General features: G+C 48.5%; 16 protein-coding genes. 12 read left to right on the forward strand and 4 right to left on the reverse strand.

The genetic code is table 11. The features are described 5' to 3' along the window. Positions 1-47: 47 nt before the first annotated feature. The 5 genes from VIM87_RS18715 (at position 48) to VIM87_RS18735 (ending at position 3,799) form a co-directional block, all read left to right on the forward strand. On the forward strand, positions 48-509 hold the full coding sequence (locus VIM87_RS18715) for a DUF6496 domain-containing protein (RefSeq protein ID WP_331998468.1): 462 nt from the start codon (positions 48-50) through the stop codon (positions 507-509). A gap of 9 nt (positions 510-518) precedes the next feature. After that, positions 519-1,214 (forward strand): deoxyribonuclease V, encoded by a 696-nt coding sequence (nfi, locus tag VIM87_RS18720; RefSeq protein WP_331998469.1) that lies wholly within the window; start codon positions 519-521, stop codon positions 1,212-1,214. 379 nt (positions 1,215-1,593) lie between these two features. Then, a complete protein-coding gene (locus tag VIM87_RS18725) occupies positions 1,594-2,667 on the forward strand; it encodes a ParM/StbA family protein (protein ID WP_331998470.1) in 1,074 nt (357 codons plus the stop codon). Continuing rightward, entirely contained in the window at positions 2,667-3,128 is a 462-nt protein-coding gene (locus VIM87_RS18730) for a polymer-forming cytoskeletal protein (protein ID WP_331998471.1), read from the forward strand. Before VIM87_RS18725 ends, VIM87_RS18730 begins: the two co-directional genes overlap by 1 nt. Positions 3,129-3,415: 287 nt before the next feature. Continuing rightward, entirely contained in the window at positions 3,416-3,799 is a 384-nt protein-coding gene (locus tag VIM87_RS18735) for an iron chaperone (protein ID WP_331998472.1), read from the forward strand. 64 nt (positions 3,800-3,863) lie between these two features. On the opposite strand, the gene VIM87_RS18740 is transcribed toward VIM87_RS18735, so the two are convergent. From VIM87_RS18740 to VIM87_RS18750, 3 genes are all read right to left on the reverse strand, one after another. Continuing rightward, positions 3,864-4,748: an alpha/beta hydrolase gene (locus VIM87_RS18740; RefSeq protein WP_331998473.1), complete on the reverse strand. Its 885-nt coding sequence runs from the start codon at positions 4,746-4,748 to the stop codon at positions 3,864-3,866. A 217-nt stretch (positions 4,749-4,965) separates the two neighbouring features. Beyond that, complete coding sequence (locus VIM87_RS18745; RefSeq protein WP_331998474.1) at positions 4,966-6,798, reverse strand: sodium:solute symporter family protein; 1,833 nt, start codon at positions 6,796-6,798, stop codon at positions 4,966-4,968. A 118-nt stretch (positions 6,799-6,916) separates the two neighbouring features. Continuing rightward, entirely contained in the window at positions 6,917-8,071 is a 1,155-nt protein-coding gene (locus VIM87_RS18750; RefSeq protein WP_331998475.1) for a glycoside hydrolase family 26 protein, read from the reverse strand. 527 nt (positions 8,072-8,598) lie between these two features. Here VIM87_RS18750 and VIM87_RS18755 point away from each other — a divergent pair. The 6 genes from VIM87_RS18755 to VIM87_RS18780 all read left to right on the forward strand — a co-directional run bounded on the left by VIM87_RS18755 (position 8,599) and on the right by VIM87_RS18780 (position 12,997). Beyond that, positions 8,599-9,489 (forward strand): AraC family transcriptional regulator, encoded by an 891-nt coding sequence (locus VIM87_RS18755; protein ID WP_331998476.1) that lies wholly within the window; start codon positions 8,599-8,601, stop codon positions 9,487-9,489. A gap of 231 nt (positions 9,490-9,720) precedes the next feature. Then, positions 9,721-10,443 carry a pirin family protein gene (locus VIM87_RS18760; protein ID WP_331998477.1) on the forward strand — a complete coding sequence of 241 codons (723 nt, stop codon included), beginning with the start codon at positions 9,721-9,723 and terminating at the stop codon, positions 10,441-10,443. A gap of 6 nt (positions 10,444-10,449) precedes the next feature. After that, on the forward strand, positions 10,450-10,764 hold the full coding sequence (locus VIM87_RS18765; protein WP_331998478.1) for a response regulator: 315 nt from the start codon (positions 10,450-10,452) through the stop codon (positions 10,762-10,764). Positions 10,765-10,787: 23 nt separating this feature from the next. Continuing rightward, positions 10,788-11,744, forward strand: a complete 957-nt coding sequence (locus tag VIM87_RS18770; protein WP_331998479.1) for a ring-cleaving dioxygenase — start codon at positions 10,788-10,790, stop codon at positions 11,742-11,744. A gap of 1 nt (position 11,745) precedes the next feature. After that, a complete protein-coding gene (locus tag VIM87_RS18775; RefSeq protein ID WP_331998480.1) occupies positions 11,746-12,372 on the forward strand; it encodes an alpha/beta hydrolase in 627 nt (208 codons plus the stop codon). A gap of 55 nt (positions 12,373-12,427) precedes the next feature. Then, on the forward strand, positions 12,428-12,997 hold the full coding sequence (locus tag VIM87_RS18780) for a hypothetical protein (protein ID WP_331998481.1): 570 nt from the start codon (positions 12,428-12,430) through the stop codon (positions 12,995-12,997). 58 nt (positions 12,998-13,055) lie between these two features. On the opposite strand, the gene VIM87_RS18785 is transcribed toward VIM87_RS18780, so the two are convergent. Beyond that, complete coding sequence (locus tag VIM87_RS18785) at positions 13,056-14,855, reverse strand: T9SS type A sorting domain-containing protein (protein WP_331998482.1); 1,800 nt, start codon at positions 14,853-14,855, stop codon at positions 13,056-13,058. 375 nt (positions 14,856-15,230) lie between these two features. Between VIM87_RS18785 and VIM87_RS18790 the strand changes: the two genes are divergently transcribed. Beyond that, the coding region (locus VIM87_RS18790; RefSeq protein ID WP_331998483.1) for a sensor histidine kinase at positions 15,231-16,147 on the forward strand (917 nt) is incomplete at its 3' end.

Below are 16,147 nucleotides of genomic sequence, written 5' to 3' on the forward strand. Positions count from 1 at the left end.
GCTTTGTTTTGGTCTTTTTTTTGGACTGATCACTAAAACATTGATATATGGCACGTTATTCAAAAAAATCACAGGACACCGTAGGTGATGCCCTTCACCGGGAAAAGAAAGGAACGCTGCGCAGCGGCCGTAGTGGTAAAAAAGTAACCAGCCGCAAACAGGCCATTGCTATCGGCTTATCTGAAGCCAGGGAAAAAGGCGAGAAAGTACCGGATGCTCCGAAGAGATCTTCCGGCGCAAAAAAATCAACCCGTAAAAAGGCTACTACCAAGAAGGCGGCCGCTAAGAAAGGAACGGCTACCCGTAAACGGGCTACTACCAAAAAAGCAGCAGCAAAGAAAGGCACCCGGAAAAGCACTGCTAAAACAGCAACCCGTAAACGGGCTACTGCTAAGAAAGCAGCGTCCGGACGGGCAAAGGCCAGGAAAACAACCGGTAAAAAAGCAGCGGCTACCCGCCGTAAAAGCAGCACCAGCCGCAAACGGGCCAGCACCAAAAAGGCATCTTAATATGCTGATATGCACGACCCATTAAGTTATGATACCCTCACCATACCGGAAGCCACCCGCCTGCAGCAAACGTTACGGGAACAATTACTGATACAGGAACGCGATTTTCCTGTTAACATCATAGGCGGCGCCGATATCTCCTTTAACAAATACAGCACCACCGTGTATGCGGGTATTGTGTTGCTTAGCTTCCCGGCCTTACAACCGGTAGGTTACAGCCTGGTTAAGAAAGAAGTGTTATTCCCATACGTACCCGGCTACCTGGCCTTCCGGGAGGTACCTGCTTTGCTGGAAGCCTGGCAGCAGCTGCCCCTGAAGCCGGATGTGCTGGTAGTGGACGGGCATGGGATTGCACACCCGCGGCGCATGGGCATTGCAGCGCATTTTGGTGCAGTAAGCGGGCAGGCAACTTTAGGATGCGCCAAGAAAAAGCTGTTCGGCAAGTATGTGGAGCCTCCATTGGAGAAGGGGTCCTACACTCCCCTGCTGGATAAGGAGGAAGTATTAGGCGTGGTGCTACGTACTAAAACCGGCGTACAGCCTGTGTTCATTTCCCCCGGTTATAAGCTGGATGTGCGCAGCAGCCTGGCTATCATCAGCCAGTGTACCGGAAGTTACCGCCTGCCGGAACCTACGAGGCATGCACATAATGCGGTGAACAGGTTCAGGCTGGGGGAACTAGGGGAAGGGTATACCGAGGTGTGATTAAGAATTAAGAATTAAGAATTAAGAATTAATAATTGAATGCTGCGGGTTGTTGGATGCTTATATGAGGTTTGGGTTGAGAGGTGTAAGAAGGAAGTTTTAGGCAGATATGAGATGCTCTGCTGAAGTTGCCGCCAGCAAGGATTTGGGCGATGAGGGCAGATAGTTTTTGTTTGTAAAAAGGCTTGCTTAAACAAGCTATCAGGGGCTATAAGTATAGGTTAAAAACGGCCAGTGTATGTACGCTGGTTAAGGATGAGTTAAAATTTAAAATTTTTTTATATTAGAAGTTATTAGGAATCAATATATTTTATATCTTGTAGCAGCTTAGAGTACAAGCTCACACTATTCCTATTGATTTAATAACTGACTATCTAATATGAAAGCGTCAACAATTAGCTTCCCAAGTGTTTTTGAAACTGCTTTTGGCAACACTGAAAATTCTTCACGCGATCTACTGAATGGTATTAAGGTAAAAAAGGATGATACCTGGTACATGGTAGGTAATCTTGCTAAACGGGGCGGCATTAACCCGGGCCGTGTCACCAATGCGGCGCCGCTGGAAGTTGATTATGATATTTTGTTCAAAGCAGCCATGGTGAACATTGCGGACAGGGTGCAGCAGCCGATGTCCATCACAATGGGCTTCCCTTTCTCTACCTACAACATTTACAAACAGGTGGCAGAGCAGTACTTAAGCAAGCGCCATTTCCTGATAGAATACGATACACAAACCTTTAACACCAAAGGCGCGGTAAAAAAAGCCATGCTGGATGTGGAGAAGTATGAGATCATCCCGGAAATTGTGGGTGGCATTATTGGTTTAAAGAAAACCATTGGCGATCCTAACCTGGATAACTTCATTGCCGTGAGCTTTGGCTTTGGCACCATTGAGGGCGGTATGGCTACGGGCGATGGCCTGATTAACCGTACCTGCTTCAGCTCCCATGGTATTAAATATGCCATTAACAACCTGTCGCGCGAGCTGAATCAAAAGTACTACCTGGACATGAAGAATGAGCACCAGCTGGACGATGCGTTCATGAAAGGCTCTATCTTCACCAACCGTAAAAGAATTGATCTGAAAGATGCACGTAAAGGCGTGCTGACCCAATATTACCGGGAAGTAGTATCTCCCCTGATGCGTCAGTATTTTACTGACCTTGATTTTGAGCAGTGCAGTAAAATTTACCTGATGGGCGGCGGTGCACATTACCGTGAATTAACGGATGCTTTTGTAGAGGAATTCCGGGATTTTTTACCTGTGGAAGTTGCGCCTTCCCCTGAAAACCTGATGAGCATTGGCTACCTGTATAATTCACTCCGCATTTCTGACAATAAACCGCAGCGAAGCGTAGGGGTTGACCTGGGAAATGCTTCATCAATCATTTCTATTTTTGACGAGGAAAAAGTAAATTTATCAGGCAGCGCAACTGCAAGTGCAATTAACTAATGTCTACAATTACAGATCGTTTATGGAGCGCCTTCTCAAAAGGCAGATTTCTATTACCCCGTCAGGTGGTGGTACAGGGCTCTATTGAAGCCACTATTCCCGGCCGTATTGATGGCAACGTAAAAGGCGATGTGAAAACCGTGGGTATGCTGGTTATTGGCCCGGAAGGCAGCGTAAGAGGTAATGTGTATGCCACTGACCTGGTTACTTATGGTAAGATATACGGTGATATTTATATCAGCAACAAGGCGGTGATCAGCAACGAAGCCTATGTAAAAGGCGACGTGAATGCCGTGGTGCTGGAAGTAAAGGAGGGCGCCGTAATTGAAGGAGCCATCCGCAAGAATATTTCCGCCAGGCATGAGCCGGATCCGCTGAAACCCGCGGATGCAGAAGCAGATACCCCGGAAGTGGAAAAAGTGGTGAAGCCGCCGGAGGAAGAAAGAGCGAGCTGGTTTTAGGGAATTACGAATTATTCAATTACGCCCCCGCGAAGCGGTGCATGAATGTCATTGAAAAGACATTATGGTTGTGAATAATTACGAATTGGGTAGCCGGATTTGGAGAGATACGTGAGATGTAGAAGTAATCAGCGCAACATAAAATATTTGAAATGGATCAATCTTAGGATTGGTCCATTTTGTTTTTTGGGAGGAGTTTGTCGTGATCCTCCCTTTTTATGTCGTGATCGGGTACGGTTTATATGCTTAAGGGGCTGTAGTTTTGTGTACAGCTTAAATCCCAAATAATGGCAAACACTATGAAAAACGCGCCGGCAGAAAGCATTGATGCATATATTGCTGCGTTCCCGGCTGATGTTCAGCAGGTGCTTGAAGAGATCCGTGCAACGGTGCAAAAGGCAGCGCCGCATGCAAAGGAAGCTATTAAGTATGCGATGCCTACATTTACCCTGAACGGTAACCTGGTGCATTTTGCAGCATTCAAAAAGCATATCGGGTTTTACCCGGTACCGCAGGGCAATGCCGCTTTTGATGATGAGCTGTCAAAGTATAAACAGGGAAAAGGATCGGTACAGTTTCCGCTGGATAAACCAATGCCCTTAGCCCTGATCACAAGGCTGGTGAAATTCCTGGTAAAAAGGAACCTGGAAAAGGCGAAGGCGGGTAAATAATGGATTGATAATGTAACCGGCTGATGCTTACCGATGCACCGGATCATTATCTGATACAGCACCCTTACTTAAACCGCTCTATTAATGCGGCAGCCACGGCTTCCGGCGCTTCGCGGGGCTGAAAGTGCCCTACCCCATCCAGCACTACGCGGTGAAAGCTACCCGTGAAATATTCCTGTACATTATCAAAACTTGTGGGATCATCACAACCATCTGCTGCGCCTATAATTACCAGCGCGGGCTGATCCAGCTTTTCAATGGATAACATTTTATGCTGCAGGTAATCATAACGGGGATCTGTAACTTCCCTGTTAGTATAGCGGCTACGGTAGCCGTTCAATGTAATGGCTGTCCAGTCGGGGTTTTTAAAGCTTTCTGCGGTTTGCTGGAATTCCTGCTCCTCATACCAGCCGGCCGGGCTCCAGGTATCCCACTGGATCTTTGCAAAGCCAATAGGATCCTTTTTCACTGCGGCGGCGCCGGCATCCACACACATAAACCACTGATACCAGAACTGGCGGGCCTGCGGGAACGGTGGTACGGTAAATTCTCCGTGCGGCTGAAAAGTTAATGCCATTACGGCCAGGCTTTTTACCCGTTGGGGAAACAATGCGGCCAGCAAATAAGCGGCGCGTCCGCCCCAGTCGTGGCCGGCTACGTAAAACCCGCTGATCTGTAATACATCGGCCAGGTCAATTACGTCCTGCGCCAGCGCAAAACCACGCCCATCGCGGGTGCTGCTGGCTGCCAGGAAATGGGTAGGACCAAAACCGCGCAGGTAAGGCGTAATGGTACGCAGGCCTGCCTGGTGTAAGATGGGAGCTACCTTTTGCCAGCCGCGTACATCATCCGGCCAGCCATGTAATAAAAATACAACCGGACCGTCGGAAGGTCCTTCATCCAGGTAAGCGATTTCCAGGAGTTCCGTTTTTGCAGTGAGCAGGCTCATAAACGTGGTTTTATCTACTGCAACAATTAACAGGCCACATTACTACTCCTTCGGCTCATCAATCCGGCGCATTACCTCCATACATGCGCGGCTGTTATGACAGGGGCACCCCTTCCTTTTTATCCAGGATGTATTTTTTATAAACTCCCAGCTGTTCAGGGGGAGAGTCTTTCAGAAAAAAAGTTCATAATAGTTGAGTGAAGGGTGCGCTTCACGGTTAAATGTTTTGCTCATCCAGGTGCTTCCACCAGGTTTGCTTAAGCGTAATACATACAATAACAAGTATAATAACGGTTACCGCTAATGGAAGCCGCATAGAGAGCACTGCATAAATGGGTAACAGTGTAAGGCAGATCTGGGCCGTAATACCCAGCAGCACGTTGAACATATCCGTACCAAAACGTTTATTGGGCCTGAAGCCCGGATCATCTGCCATTACCTGCGCCTGTACCGGCCCCCAGAAGCCCCAGGGTTTTACCGTGCGGTAAAAATGTTTCAGGGTATCCATATCCGTTGCCGGGGCTGCGTAAGTACCCAGCACACAGCCTGCTACGGAAATGAGGAAGATGAGCGGAAAATAATACAAGCCCAGGGTATGGGGGAACAGCTGCGGAAAAATGAGCGCAGGTACAATGCCTGCCAGCATGCCCCAGAAAAAGCCGCTGCCGTTAAAGCGCCACCAATGCCACTTTAATACATTGGCTGCTACATAACCTCCATAAAGTGCAGATACGATCCATTGCAGAATGCTGTTCACATCGCGGGCAAACAATCCCAGCACAATGCTTACCAGCGTTACCAGTATACCGGACAGGTAGTTCATAGCCGTGATGCTGCGGTTAGCGGCGTTGGGCTGCAGGTATTTCAGGTAAATATCATTTACAATGTAGGCCTGCGCCGCATTCAGCGTACCGGCAAAAGTACCCATAAAGGCTGCCAGCAAACCCGCCAGCAGCAAGCCGGTGAGGCCTACGGGCACAAAGTTGGAAATAGCGGAAGGGAGGATCTTTTCAAAGTCAATGCCCTGCGGCGTGTTTAAATTCAGCTGGTTGTAATACAGCAGGGCCAGCACCGCAAAACCAATGATCATGGCATAACGCACGGGTATGAGCACTACGGATACAATGCCGCTCATCATGGAGGCTTCTTTGGGCGAGCGGGTGGAAAGGATCTTCTGCATATCGTAATTAGGCGCAGGACCGGCCAGGCTGGCCAGGATGCCTTTGAACACCATCATCATAAAGAAGATGCCAAAGAGAGAGAAGCCATCGCTTTTAATTTTCTCATTCACTTCGCGGATCTGCTGGCTCCAGTCCAGCTGCAGATGCCAGTTAAAGAACGGGGTATGCCAGCCATCCGGTACGGGCAGCTGTTTGCCGGCCAGGTTGCTGTAAGCAATAATGGCAATGGTTACTGCTGCCACGCTCATGATCAGGTACTTCAGCACATCGGCCCATACTACGCTGGTCATGCCGCCCATTACCGCATAGAACACGGCAAACAGGGTGAACACAATGCCATAAAAATGCGGTATATACTGCGCGCTAACCGTAAAGGGTACATAAGGCTGCACTACCTGCCAGGGTACAAAGATCTCCACAAATTTGCCCAGGCCAATAAAGCCATAGGCCAGGAATCCCAGGCAGCTGATGAGCGCAAAGATCACTACAATAGTATGCGACAGCGAGGCGCCCCTGCCCTTTCCAAAACGGGTGCTGATCCACTCTGCGCCGGTGGTAACATTAGAGCGGCGCAGCCAGGCAGAGAGATATACCATCATAAATACCTGGTTAAAGGAGGGCCATAACCAGGGGATCCAGATGCTTTTTAAACCGTATACAAAGGCCAGGGTTACCATCCACATGGTACCTGAAATGTCGAACATATCGGAGGCGTTGGAGAGGCCCAGCAGGTACCAGGGCAGCGATTTGCCGCCCAGCATGTAGGCGTCCTTGCTGGCTTTGGCGCGTTTTTTCAATATAACGCCAATGGCTATAGTGGCAAGGAGATACAGGATGATGATGATCAGGTCAATAGTGGCGAGTTTCATTTCTTTTTTTTAGCGTAAAGCGAAAAGCATAAAGGATAAAGCAAAAAGGATAAAGCATAAAGCATAAAGGGATTGATGCGGATGATGGCCGTTTGCCGGCCCCATCCGCTTTTTGCGGTCAGCTTTTGGCTTTGGGGTGTGGGCTTTCTGCTTTCAGCTTTTTGCTTTCCGCTTCTTTTAAAACGGGTTGTGGGCTTTCTGCTTTATCCTTTATGCTTTTTGCTTCCTCCAGGAAAAGCGTATGCTCGTTTGCGTGAAATTTTTTAAAGTCTTCGGCGCTGGCCTGGCCGGGATAGGGCGCATAGTAATGATCGGGGTGGCCGTTGCGCCATACCAGCACATAGGATAATTTGTAGTGCTGCAGTATGGGCAACAGCGTTTGCGTCCACCAGGTGGCTTGGGGGATCCTTTCCAGGCCGGTTTCTGTGAGGGCCGGGATCATGCCGTGTGCGGCTGCTACCTCCTGCAAAACGTGTAAGCGTTCCTGTAACAAACGCTGATAGTTTGCTGCGCTACCCTGTTGGTACAGATCAAACCCTATTACATCTACAAAATCATCGCCGGGCCATCGTTCCAGGTAATCCTTTTCATTATTGAAATCTGCTGCAGAATAGGCAAACAGCAGGTTATGCACATGCTTTTGAATCTGCAGGTAGTTAACGGTGTATTGCCATAAGGTTCTGAACTCCATGGAGGTGCACTGGTGCTGCCCCCACCAGAACCAGCTGCCGGTATGCTCATGAAAAGGGCGGAAGATCACGGGTATCAGCGTACCATCGCCGGCTTTCAGCGACAGCATAAAATCTGCCAGCTTATCCAGCCAGGCGTTGTAGGTAGCGTTACTGCCGCCGCCCGGCAGTACTGCGGTAACGGCCAGCGAAGTATCCCAGGCAGAACCGCCGGTAGCCGGATTATTTCCATGCCAGCTTAATGTATTAATGCCGCCGCTTTCATATACCGCGCGGATATACGACCGCAGGCTATCAAAAGGTACACTGTCCAGGTTATGGCTGCGGCCCAGCTCAAGGTGCCCCAGGTCCCAGCCGTAAACGGCGGGGCCATCCCCGCAAACCGATCTTACATCAGAACGGCCATGCTCATATTTCCAGCCAACGCCATAGGCCATATCATCCTGGTGCCCGAACATAATGCCACGCTGCATAAGCTTATACAGGCGCTGGTGCAGCTGTTTGGCTGCAGGCGTAGCCTGCGGGTCGGACTGCGCGTGGAGGATGAACGGAGTAAGGAGGAGTGCGAAGAAGATATGCTTCATGGTGAATTACGAATTATTCAATTACGAATTACGGCCCCGCCAAACGGGGCATGAATGCCATTGAAAAGATATTATGAATATGAATAATTGGAATGCTGCGAATGTGAACGATATTTTATTTGAAAAACAATACGGTGAACGCGGAAATAATTGTGAATTGGAAATTACGAATTACGAATGAAAGATAGTAGGCCCTGTTCCAGAGAGCTAACGGCCGATTGGTGTTGGCATATAGCAGGCTAACGTTAATGGTGCTACGCTGTTGAACAGGGATCTCCCGCGGTTGCTGCAGGTGGAAACTTTTAGTAAGCGTTTCATAACGAAAGCATTTGATCCAAAACGATCTTAATACACACTCCTTATTTATACTTTTTTATCTTCTTATTGGCAGACAGCAGCTTTATTGAAAAGGTGACAGAAGTGAATACCTGATAAATACCTGTAAACAGGGCGCTTTATAATTTGTTCCAATGGAGTACGGGATGATATTATTTTATCCGTTATATTTGACTATAAGCTCCACTGTTATGAATCATGCAGCCATCACCAGTAACATTCTGCGGGAAATTACTCCGCTTACCCAGAGCGATTGTTTCATGATCTTTGCCCGCAGCAAACATAAATTTGACTTTCCCTTACACTATCATGAAGAATTTGAGCTGAACCTGATCTTAAATGCAAAGGGCGCACAGCGTATAGTAGGCGATCATATAGATACTATTGAGGCAGAGGAGCTGGTGCTGGTGGGGCCTAACCTGAACCACGGCTGGTTTACGCATGAATGCCGCAGCAGGGAAATTACTGAGATCACCATCCAGTTCCACCGCGACCTGTTTGATGATAAGCTGCTGCGTAAGAACCAGCTAAGCTTTATGCGGATGTTGTTTGAAAAGGCGGCCAATGGCATCCTGTTTTCCCCGGATACCATTAAACAGCTTACCCCCCGCCTGCTGACGCTGAACCAGAAAGCAGGTTTTGATTCGGTGCTGGAGCTGATGTCTATCCTGCACGACCTGTCTATTTCCCGCCATATGCGCACCTTGTCGGACACCACTTTTCACAAAGGTTTGTTTAACCATAACAGCCGGCGTATTGAGAAGGCGTTCGAGTACATGAATATTAATTACGACAAAGCCATCAGCCTTACCGATGTGGCCCGGCTGGTAAGTATGACGGACGTTTCGTTCAGCCGTTTTATTAAGAAGTGCACCGGCAATACTTTCATTGACAGTCTGAATGAGATCCGGCTGGGACATGCCTGCCGCCTGCTGGTGAATACCTCATATGCAGTGGCTGAAATATCGTACAAGTGCGGGTTTAATAATATCTCCAACTTTAACCGCCTGTTTAAAAAGAAGAAAGGCTGTACGCCCAGGCAGTTCAGGGAAAGTTTGAGCGGAACGAGAACCTTTATCTGATGTGCAGATGTGCAGATATGCAAATGTGCAGATGGAATGCAGCGAAGATGTCTGGCATTTGCACTATACATCCTGTTTAATTGCCGGGGAATGCGCAGATGGTTACCGCGGAGGTCATTTATCATTTGCACATTTGCACATCTGCATATCTGCACATTTCCCCGCTTTCTTAATCTAGGTTAATGGTCATAAACCCTGCCTTTCGGACATTTGTGTTATCAAATTACAATTATGGCAACACATACCTTACATACGGCAGCTACCCGCGGACATGCGGACCACGGCTGGTTAAGCAGCCACCAGACCTTTAGCTTTGCAGGTTATTATAACCCGGAGCGGGTTCATTTTGGCGCCTTACGGGTGTTAAATGATGATGTGGTTGCAGGCGGCAAGGGCTTTGGCAGCCACCCGCACGATAATATGGAAATTATCAGCATTCCGCTGGAAGGCCAGCTGGAACATAAGGATAACATGGGGCATACCCAGGCCATTCACCAGGGCGATATCCAGATCATGAGCACCGGCAGCGGCGTATTCCACAGCGAGTATAACGGCCACCCTACACAACCGGTTAAGTTCCTGCAGATCTGGCTGTTTCCCAACAAGCTGAATGTAACGCCGCGGTACGACCAGATCACCCTGAACCCGGCAGACCGGCATAATACACTGCAGCAGATCATCTCCCCTAACCCGGACGATGCCGGTACCTGGCTGTACCAGGATGCCTGGTTTCACCTGGGCCGCTTTGATGCTGGTTTTGCAACCACATACAACCTGAAAAAAGAAGGTAACGGCGTGTATGCTTTTGTGATCAAAGGCAGCTTTACCGTTGACGGGCAAGCTTTAGGGGAACGCGATGGACTGGGTATCAGCGGTACGGATAACATTGCCATCACTGCCAACAGCGCCGATGCTGAATTACTGATCATGGAAGTGCCCATGCAAATTAACTAAACCGTTATGCAAGCTTTAAACATACTGGCAATAGGCCGCAACCCGGAGATCATGGCCGTAATAAACCGGCTGCTGAACACTCCTGAGAACCGTACCGGCATTACCGTTACTACGGATGAGGAAGCCCTGGCAGCTATTCAAACAACAGCTTTTGACCTGGTGCTGCTTTGCGCAGGCATCTCAGAACAGGAAGGCGCTGCACTAACAGCCAAGCTGTTACAGCTGCAGCCCGGTGTGCCGGTAATACGCCACTATGGCGGCGGCAGCGGCCTGCTGGATAACGAGATACAAGCTGCATTAGCTAATAAACAAACGAAATAACATCCACCCTTTAAATTAAATATATGAGCCAGTTAATTACAGGCATTCACCACGTTACTGCAATAGCAGGTGATGCCCAAAAGAATATAGATTTTTATGCCGGGATCCTGGGCGTTCGTTTAGTGAAGAAGACCGTGAACTTTGATGCGCCGGATGTATACCATTTTTATTATGGCGATGAAGCCGGACATCCCGGCAGCATTATGACCTTTTTCCCTTATGGCACAGGCCTGGTACATGGCCGCCATGGTAAAGGCATGCTGAACACCACTACTTTTTCCGTACCTGCTGCTGCGCTTAGCTTTTGGCAGGAAAGGCTGAAACGTTTTGGCGTAAGCTATAAAGAGCCGCAGGAGCGTTTTGATAATGAAGTAGTGATCTACTTTGAAGACCCCGATGGCTTAGGCCTGGAGCTGGTTTTTAATGACCGCGATGAACGTAAGGGATTCACCTATGGCCCCATCCCTATTGAATATGCCATCAAAGGTTTTTATAATGTAGAAATATGGGAAGACGGTTATGAACGTACCGCGGGCTTGCTTACCGAACAGCTGGATCATAAGCTGATAGCAGAAAAGGGCAACCGCTTCCGCTTTGCTGCCACAGATAAACCGGGTAATTATATTGACATCCTTTGCTCACCGGAAAGCCTGAAAGGCCTGGCAGGCAACGGTACCGTGCACCACATTGCCTTTAGCACGCCCGACAGCGCTTCGCAGCTGGCCGTACGCCAGAAGATAGTGCAGCGCATGATCAATACCACACCGGTGCTGGACCGTAATTACTTTACTTCCATATACTTCCGGGAGCCGGGCGGCGTGCTGTTTGAAGTAGCTACAGCGGGTCCTGGTTTTGCAGTAGATGAACCGATGGAACATTTGGGCGAAGGCCTGAAGCTGCCCGCCCAGTTTGAACCCAGCCGGGAGCAGATAGCGAAGGAATTGCCGCAGGTGAGCTTACACTTAGAACAATACAAATAAGATGCACACAAAAAATATTATAACTGCAGGGTTACCGGTGAAAGAGGCTCAAAAAGCTTTGGTGATGATACACGGACGGGGCGGCAGCGCTGAGGACATTCTTAGCCTGGCGCCCCACCTGGCAGTGCAGGATTTTGCGCTGCTGGCGCCGCAGGCCAGTGGTAACAGCTGGTACCCTAACTCGTTCCTGGCAGCGCCGGAGCGTAATGAACCCTGGTTAACCGCTGCGCTGAACCTGTTAAAAGAAGTAACGGAAGATCTGCAACAACAGGGTATTGCAGCGGAGCAAACCTGGTTCCTGGGCTTTTCACAGGGCGCCTGCCTGATGCTGGAATTTATTACACGTAATGCCACTAAATATGGCGGCGCAGCTGCCTTTACCGGTGGGTTGATCGGTGACAGGATCTACCCTGAAAATTATACCGGCGACTTTAACGGTACGCCCATTTTCATAGGCAGTAGCAATTCGGATATGCATGTGCCTGTTGAGCGCGTGTATGCTACTGCAAACATACTGCAGGACAAACATGCCAATGTTACCCTTAAAGTGTACGACAACATGGGCCATACCATTAACCAGGATGAGCTTGCACAGGTAAATAAACATGTTTTCGGCGTTGTGGAGTAGCTGGTATTTGCTAGGCTATTATGTATATTTGGGTAGTAGCCAACAACTGTTCTATATGGCGCCAGCTAATCCGAAAGAGCCTGCCGGGATCAAACAAAGGGTGGCCTTTTACAACGGGGTTGCCAACCTCTTCTGGACTGTATTAAACCTGCTACCCATTTATATTTACTGTTACAGCTCAGTAGCGCCATGGTGGCTGTATGTGGCAGGCGCCATCAGCATCACTACGCTGTTCCTTCCCCGGAGTGGATTAAATAAGTTGCAGCTGGGCACTACTACCGCAGTATACCATAAGCTGGGTGTACATTATATTAACCGGGTTACGCAGAATGGCACCTTTATCAATAACCTGATCCGCAGAAAATATCCGCATTATAAAGTGGTGGGCAATACACGGCAGGACATTCAGCTGCATTACCGGAAAACGTATATGTTTGAACGTTTTCATTACCTGCTGCTTTGCTTTTTTACCTGTATTATCATCTATGCGCTGGTGCAGGAACAATATGGCTGGGCAGGGCTTTTACTGCTTACCAACATCCTGTACAATATGTATCCTATTTTGCTGCAGCAGTATGTGAGGATAAAGCTGGAGCCTTTTGTTTCCCATTCTTCCATAAAATAAGGCATACTGTTTTAAACAGCATGCCTTATGTTTTTCAATCCACCAGGTAAAACAATCCTTACTCTTTCCTGATCTCAAAAACCTGTGTAGTACCCAGGTGCTGTATTTGCAGGAAATATAACCCACTGCTTAAGCCTTGTAAAGAAATGCTGTTACGGTTGCCGCCAGGCAATACAAATGTGCGGAGCAAACGCATATCTGTACTGTAGATGCCGGCGGTAATGCGGCCTTTGTTCTTAGGCACGCCATAGTCAATATACAGCTGGTCATGTACCGGGTTGGGATACACGCGTATGGCAGCAGGGCCTTTTACAGCCGTTATGCTGCTAAGCGGCTGGCCGGCTGTACGCAGGTTATTGGCATTATAGGGATCTACTTTGAACGTGCCGCATTCCAGCCGTGGCTGCACCTTATTGAATGGCGTGTATTCATCACGGTAAGGTACGAAGGGCAGGCGGATCATAGTTGGCGTTACCGGCTGTACAACAAGCTGGTAAGCTGTTACAGGCGGCTGGTAGGTTTTTATACAATTGCTGAGGTCATTCAGATCGCGGATGAAAACGTGCGTATTGGTACGCAGCTGCGTGCCAAAGGTCATTTGTGTATTGGCCAGGATGGCAAAACGTTCTTTGCCGGCCCACTTCAGCTCCAGCCCTTTCATGGCTACATAGTTGCTGATGCTGGTGGGGAAAGTATTAAATGACGCTAAGCTAAGCACGTGGTTACTGTATTTCAGCCAAAGAAAAAATGCATCGGTTTTCAGGTTGGTAGCATAACTATCCGTGTAACCGGTAAGATATAGATTGATGTTGTTAGTGCCCGGCACCAGCTCTGCTACCAGGTCGCTGGCTGCTTCACTGCCAGCATCGCCAATATGGTTAATGGTAATGGTACCGCCGCTTTCCTTAATATCCACCAGCAATATTTGTTTGTTAATAGCGCCGGTAGGGCTTATAAGATCAATATAACCGGTAATGAACATTTCATCTGCGCCGGCAATGGCAGTATGTTTTACGATCTTACTGCCGGACAGGGCCTGCCCGCCCAGCAGCCTTTCCACTACTGCCGGCGTGCCAATGGAGTTAAACATCGCATACAGCAGGGTACGCGGCCCGCTGGGGCCACCGCTGCAGGATTCAAGGTAACCGGTAAGGGCAAGGTTACGGTCTGTAAGCTCGGTGAGGGATAATGCTTCTGCATTACATACCGACAGCGGATACTGGTATGTCCATACCATGGCGCCGGTTTGGGTTAGACGGGTGAGCAACACGGAGGTTTGCTTACCCGGCGCATCGCCATAGCGGCCGGCCAGCACCACATCGCTGTTAACGCTTTCAATAATATCATTGTACTCAATTATTGCCTGCGCATTGGCCGTAGTAATGGTGGAGTAATGCAGCTTAGCCACCCACAACGGGTTTAAATTAGGATCCAGCCGGATCACCAGCGGCGTGCTGTATACCTGGAATCCGTTAATGGTTTTAATGGACTTGATCACATATGCCAGCAGGTAATAGCCTTTTACCTGTTTGGACCTGATGATCTTTTTTGGCAGAATGGATTCCGTGGGCAGCTGGGGCTGCGGGTTAAAATTTTCGGAGAGGAAGTTGCCGGCGGCATCAAATTCATCCAGCGATAAGCCGCGGATGGCAGGGTCTTTCACGAAGTTCTTGCTCCATAACAGGAATGCGCGGGAGGCTGCTGTGGGGCTGGGCGGCGTATCAACCACAAAGCTGGCTGCCTGGTAATCGAAGTCGGTGCTAAGCTGGTTAAAATACAGCTGCTGCGCATTCTGTGCATGTGAGGCTGTTGTAGCTACAAGTAAAATGGATAACAAAAGGTAAAGGTGCTTTTTCATACACGGGGTTTTAATAGGGTTGATGATGCTTTATAGGATGCTCTGACCTGGATAGATTGCTGCTACGATAATACGGCAATTGCCTGCATGCAAATTGCAGGCTGCCTGTTCGTCTACAGAATTGGTCCAATGGTCGCAAAAAGGCCCCTGCATAGTTGATTTCTGCGCTTTTGAAGTATTTTTGGTTAATTAATAATTAAGAATGAACGTTTAATTAATAATTAAGAATGAATAATTAATAATTATGGATGAAATAGTTCAAGTAATTGGGCATCTCATAATGGCGCTTATTTTTGTTACGTAAAACATTCTGATCATTGATGACCAGCTATACGATTATTAATTCTTAATTATTCATTATTAATTTAAAAAACGATGCCTTCCAAGAAGTTAAGCTACATCCTCTGGCACCTGCTGGTATTATTACTGGCGCTGGGCATTCCGCTGGTAGTGCTGCCTTCCAAAACAGATCCCGCTAAGGATCCCTATGAAACCACCCGGGTAGTTTTCACCTTCATGCATATTGGCGCTTTTTACCTGAATGCCTATGTGCTGTTTCCGCGGTATTTACTGCGGGGGCGCGCCTGGGATTACATCTGGCGGGTAGTGGCCGTGTGCGTGCTGATATTGGTGGTGTATTTTGTATCATCGATGGTGTTTGAGCACCGCAAACCGCAGGAGATGGTGACCAGCCTGATATTAAAGTTCTTTGTGAGCGTAATGATCCTGGGTACGGCTACGGGTTACTCCTACGTAGAAAAAATGATCAAGGATCAGCGCCTGCAGAAAGAGCAGCTGCGTACAGAGCTTTCTTTCCTGCGCTCGCAGGTAAGCCCGCATTTTATGTTCAATACGCTGAACAGCATGGTGGCCCTGGCCCGCAAAAAGTCGGACAAGCTGGAGCCTGCGCTGATAGAGCTTTCTAACCTGATGCATTATATGCTCTATGAATCGGACATGGAAAAAGTAAGCCTGAGCAAGGAAATGAATTACCTGCAAAGCTATATTGACCTGCAAACGCTGCGTTTTGGCAACCAGGTGCAGATCTTACTAAGCATGCAGCCGCCGGCTACCGAACGTTATATAGAGCCTATGCTGCTGATACCCTTAATTGAAAATGCATTTAAACATGGTATTGGCCTGATAGAGGAGCCGGAAATTAATATAGCCCTGCAAGTGAATGAGGACAAGCTTTCCCTTGATGTGAAGAATAAATTTAATTGCCAGACGAACGAGGTAAAGGACAGAGTGGCCGGTATAGGGCTGGCCAACCTGGTACGGCGCCTGAAATT

Source organism: Chitinophaga sp., from assembly GCF_036569125.1.
Classification (GTDB): Bacteria; Bacteroidota; Bacteroidia; order Chitinophagales; family Chitinophagaceae; genus Chitinophaga.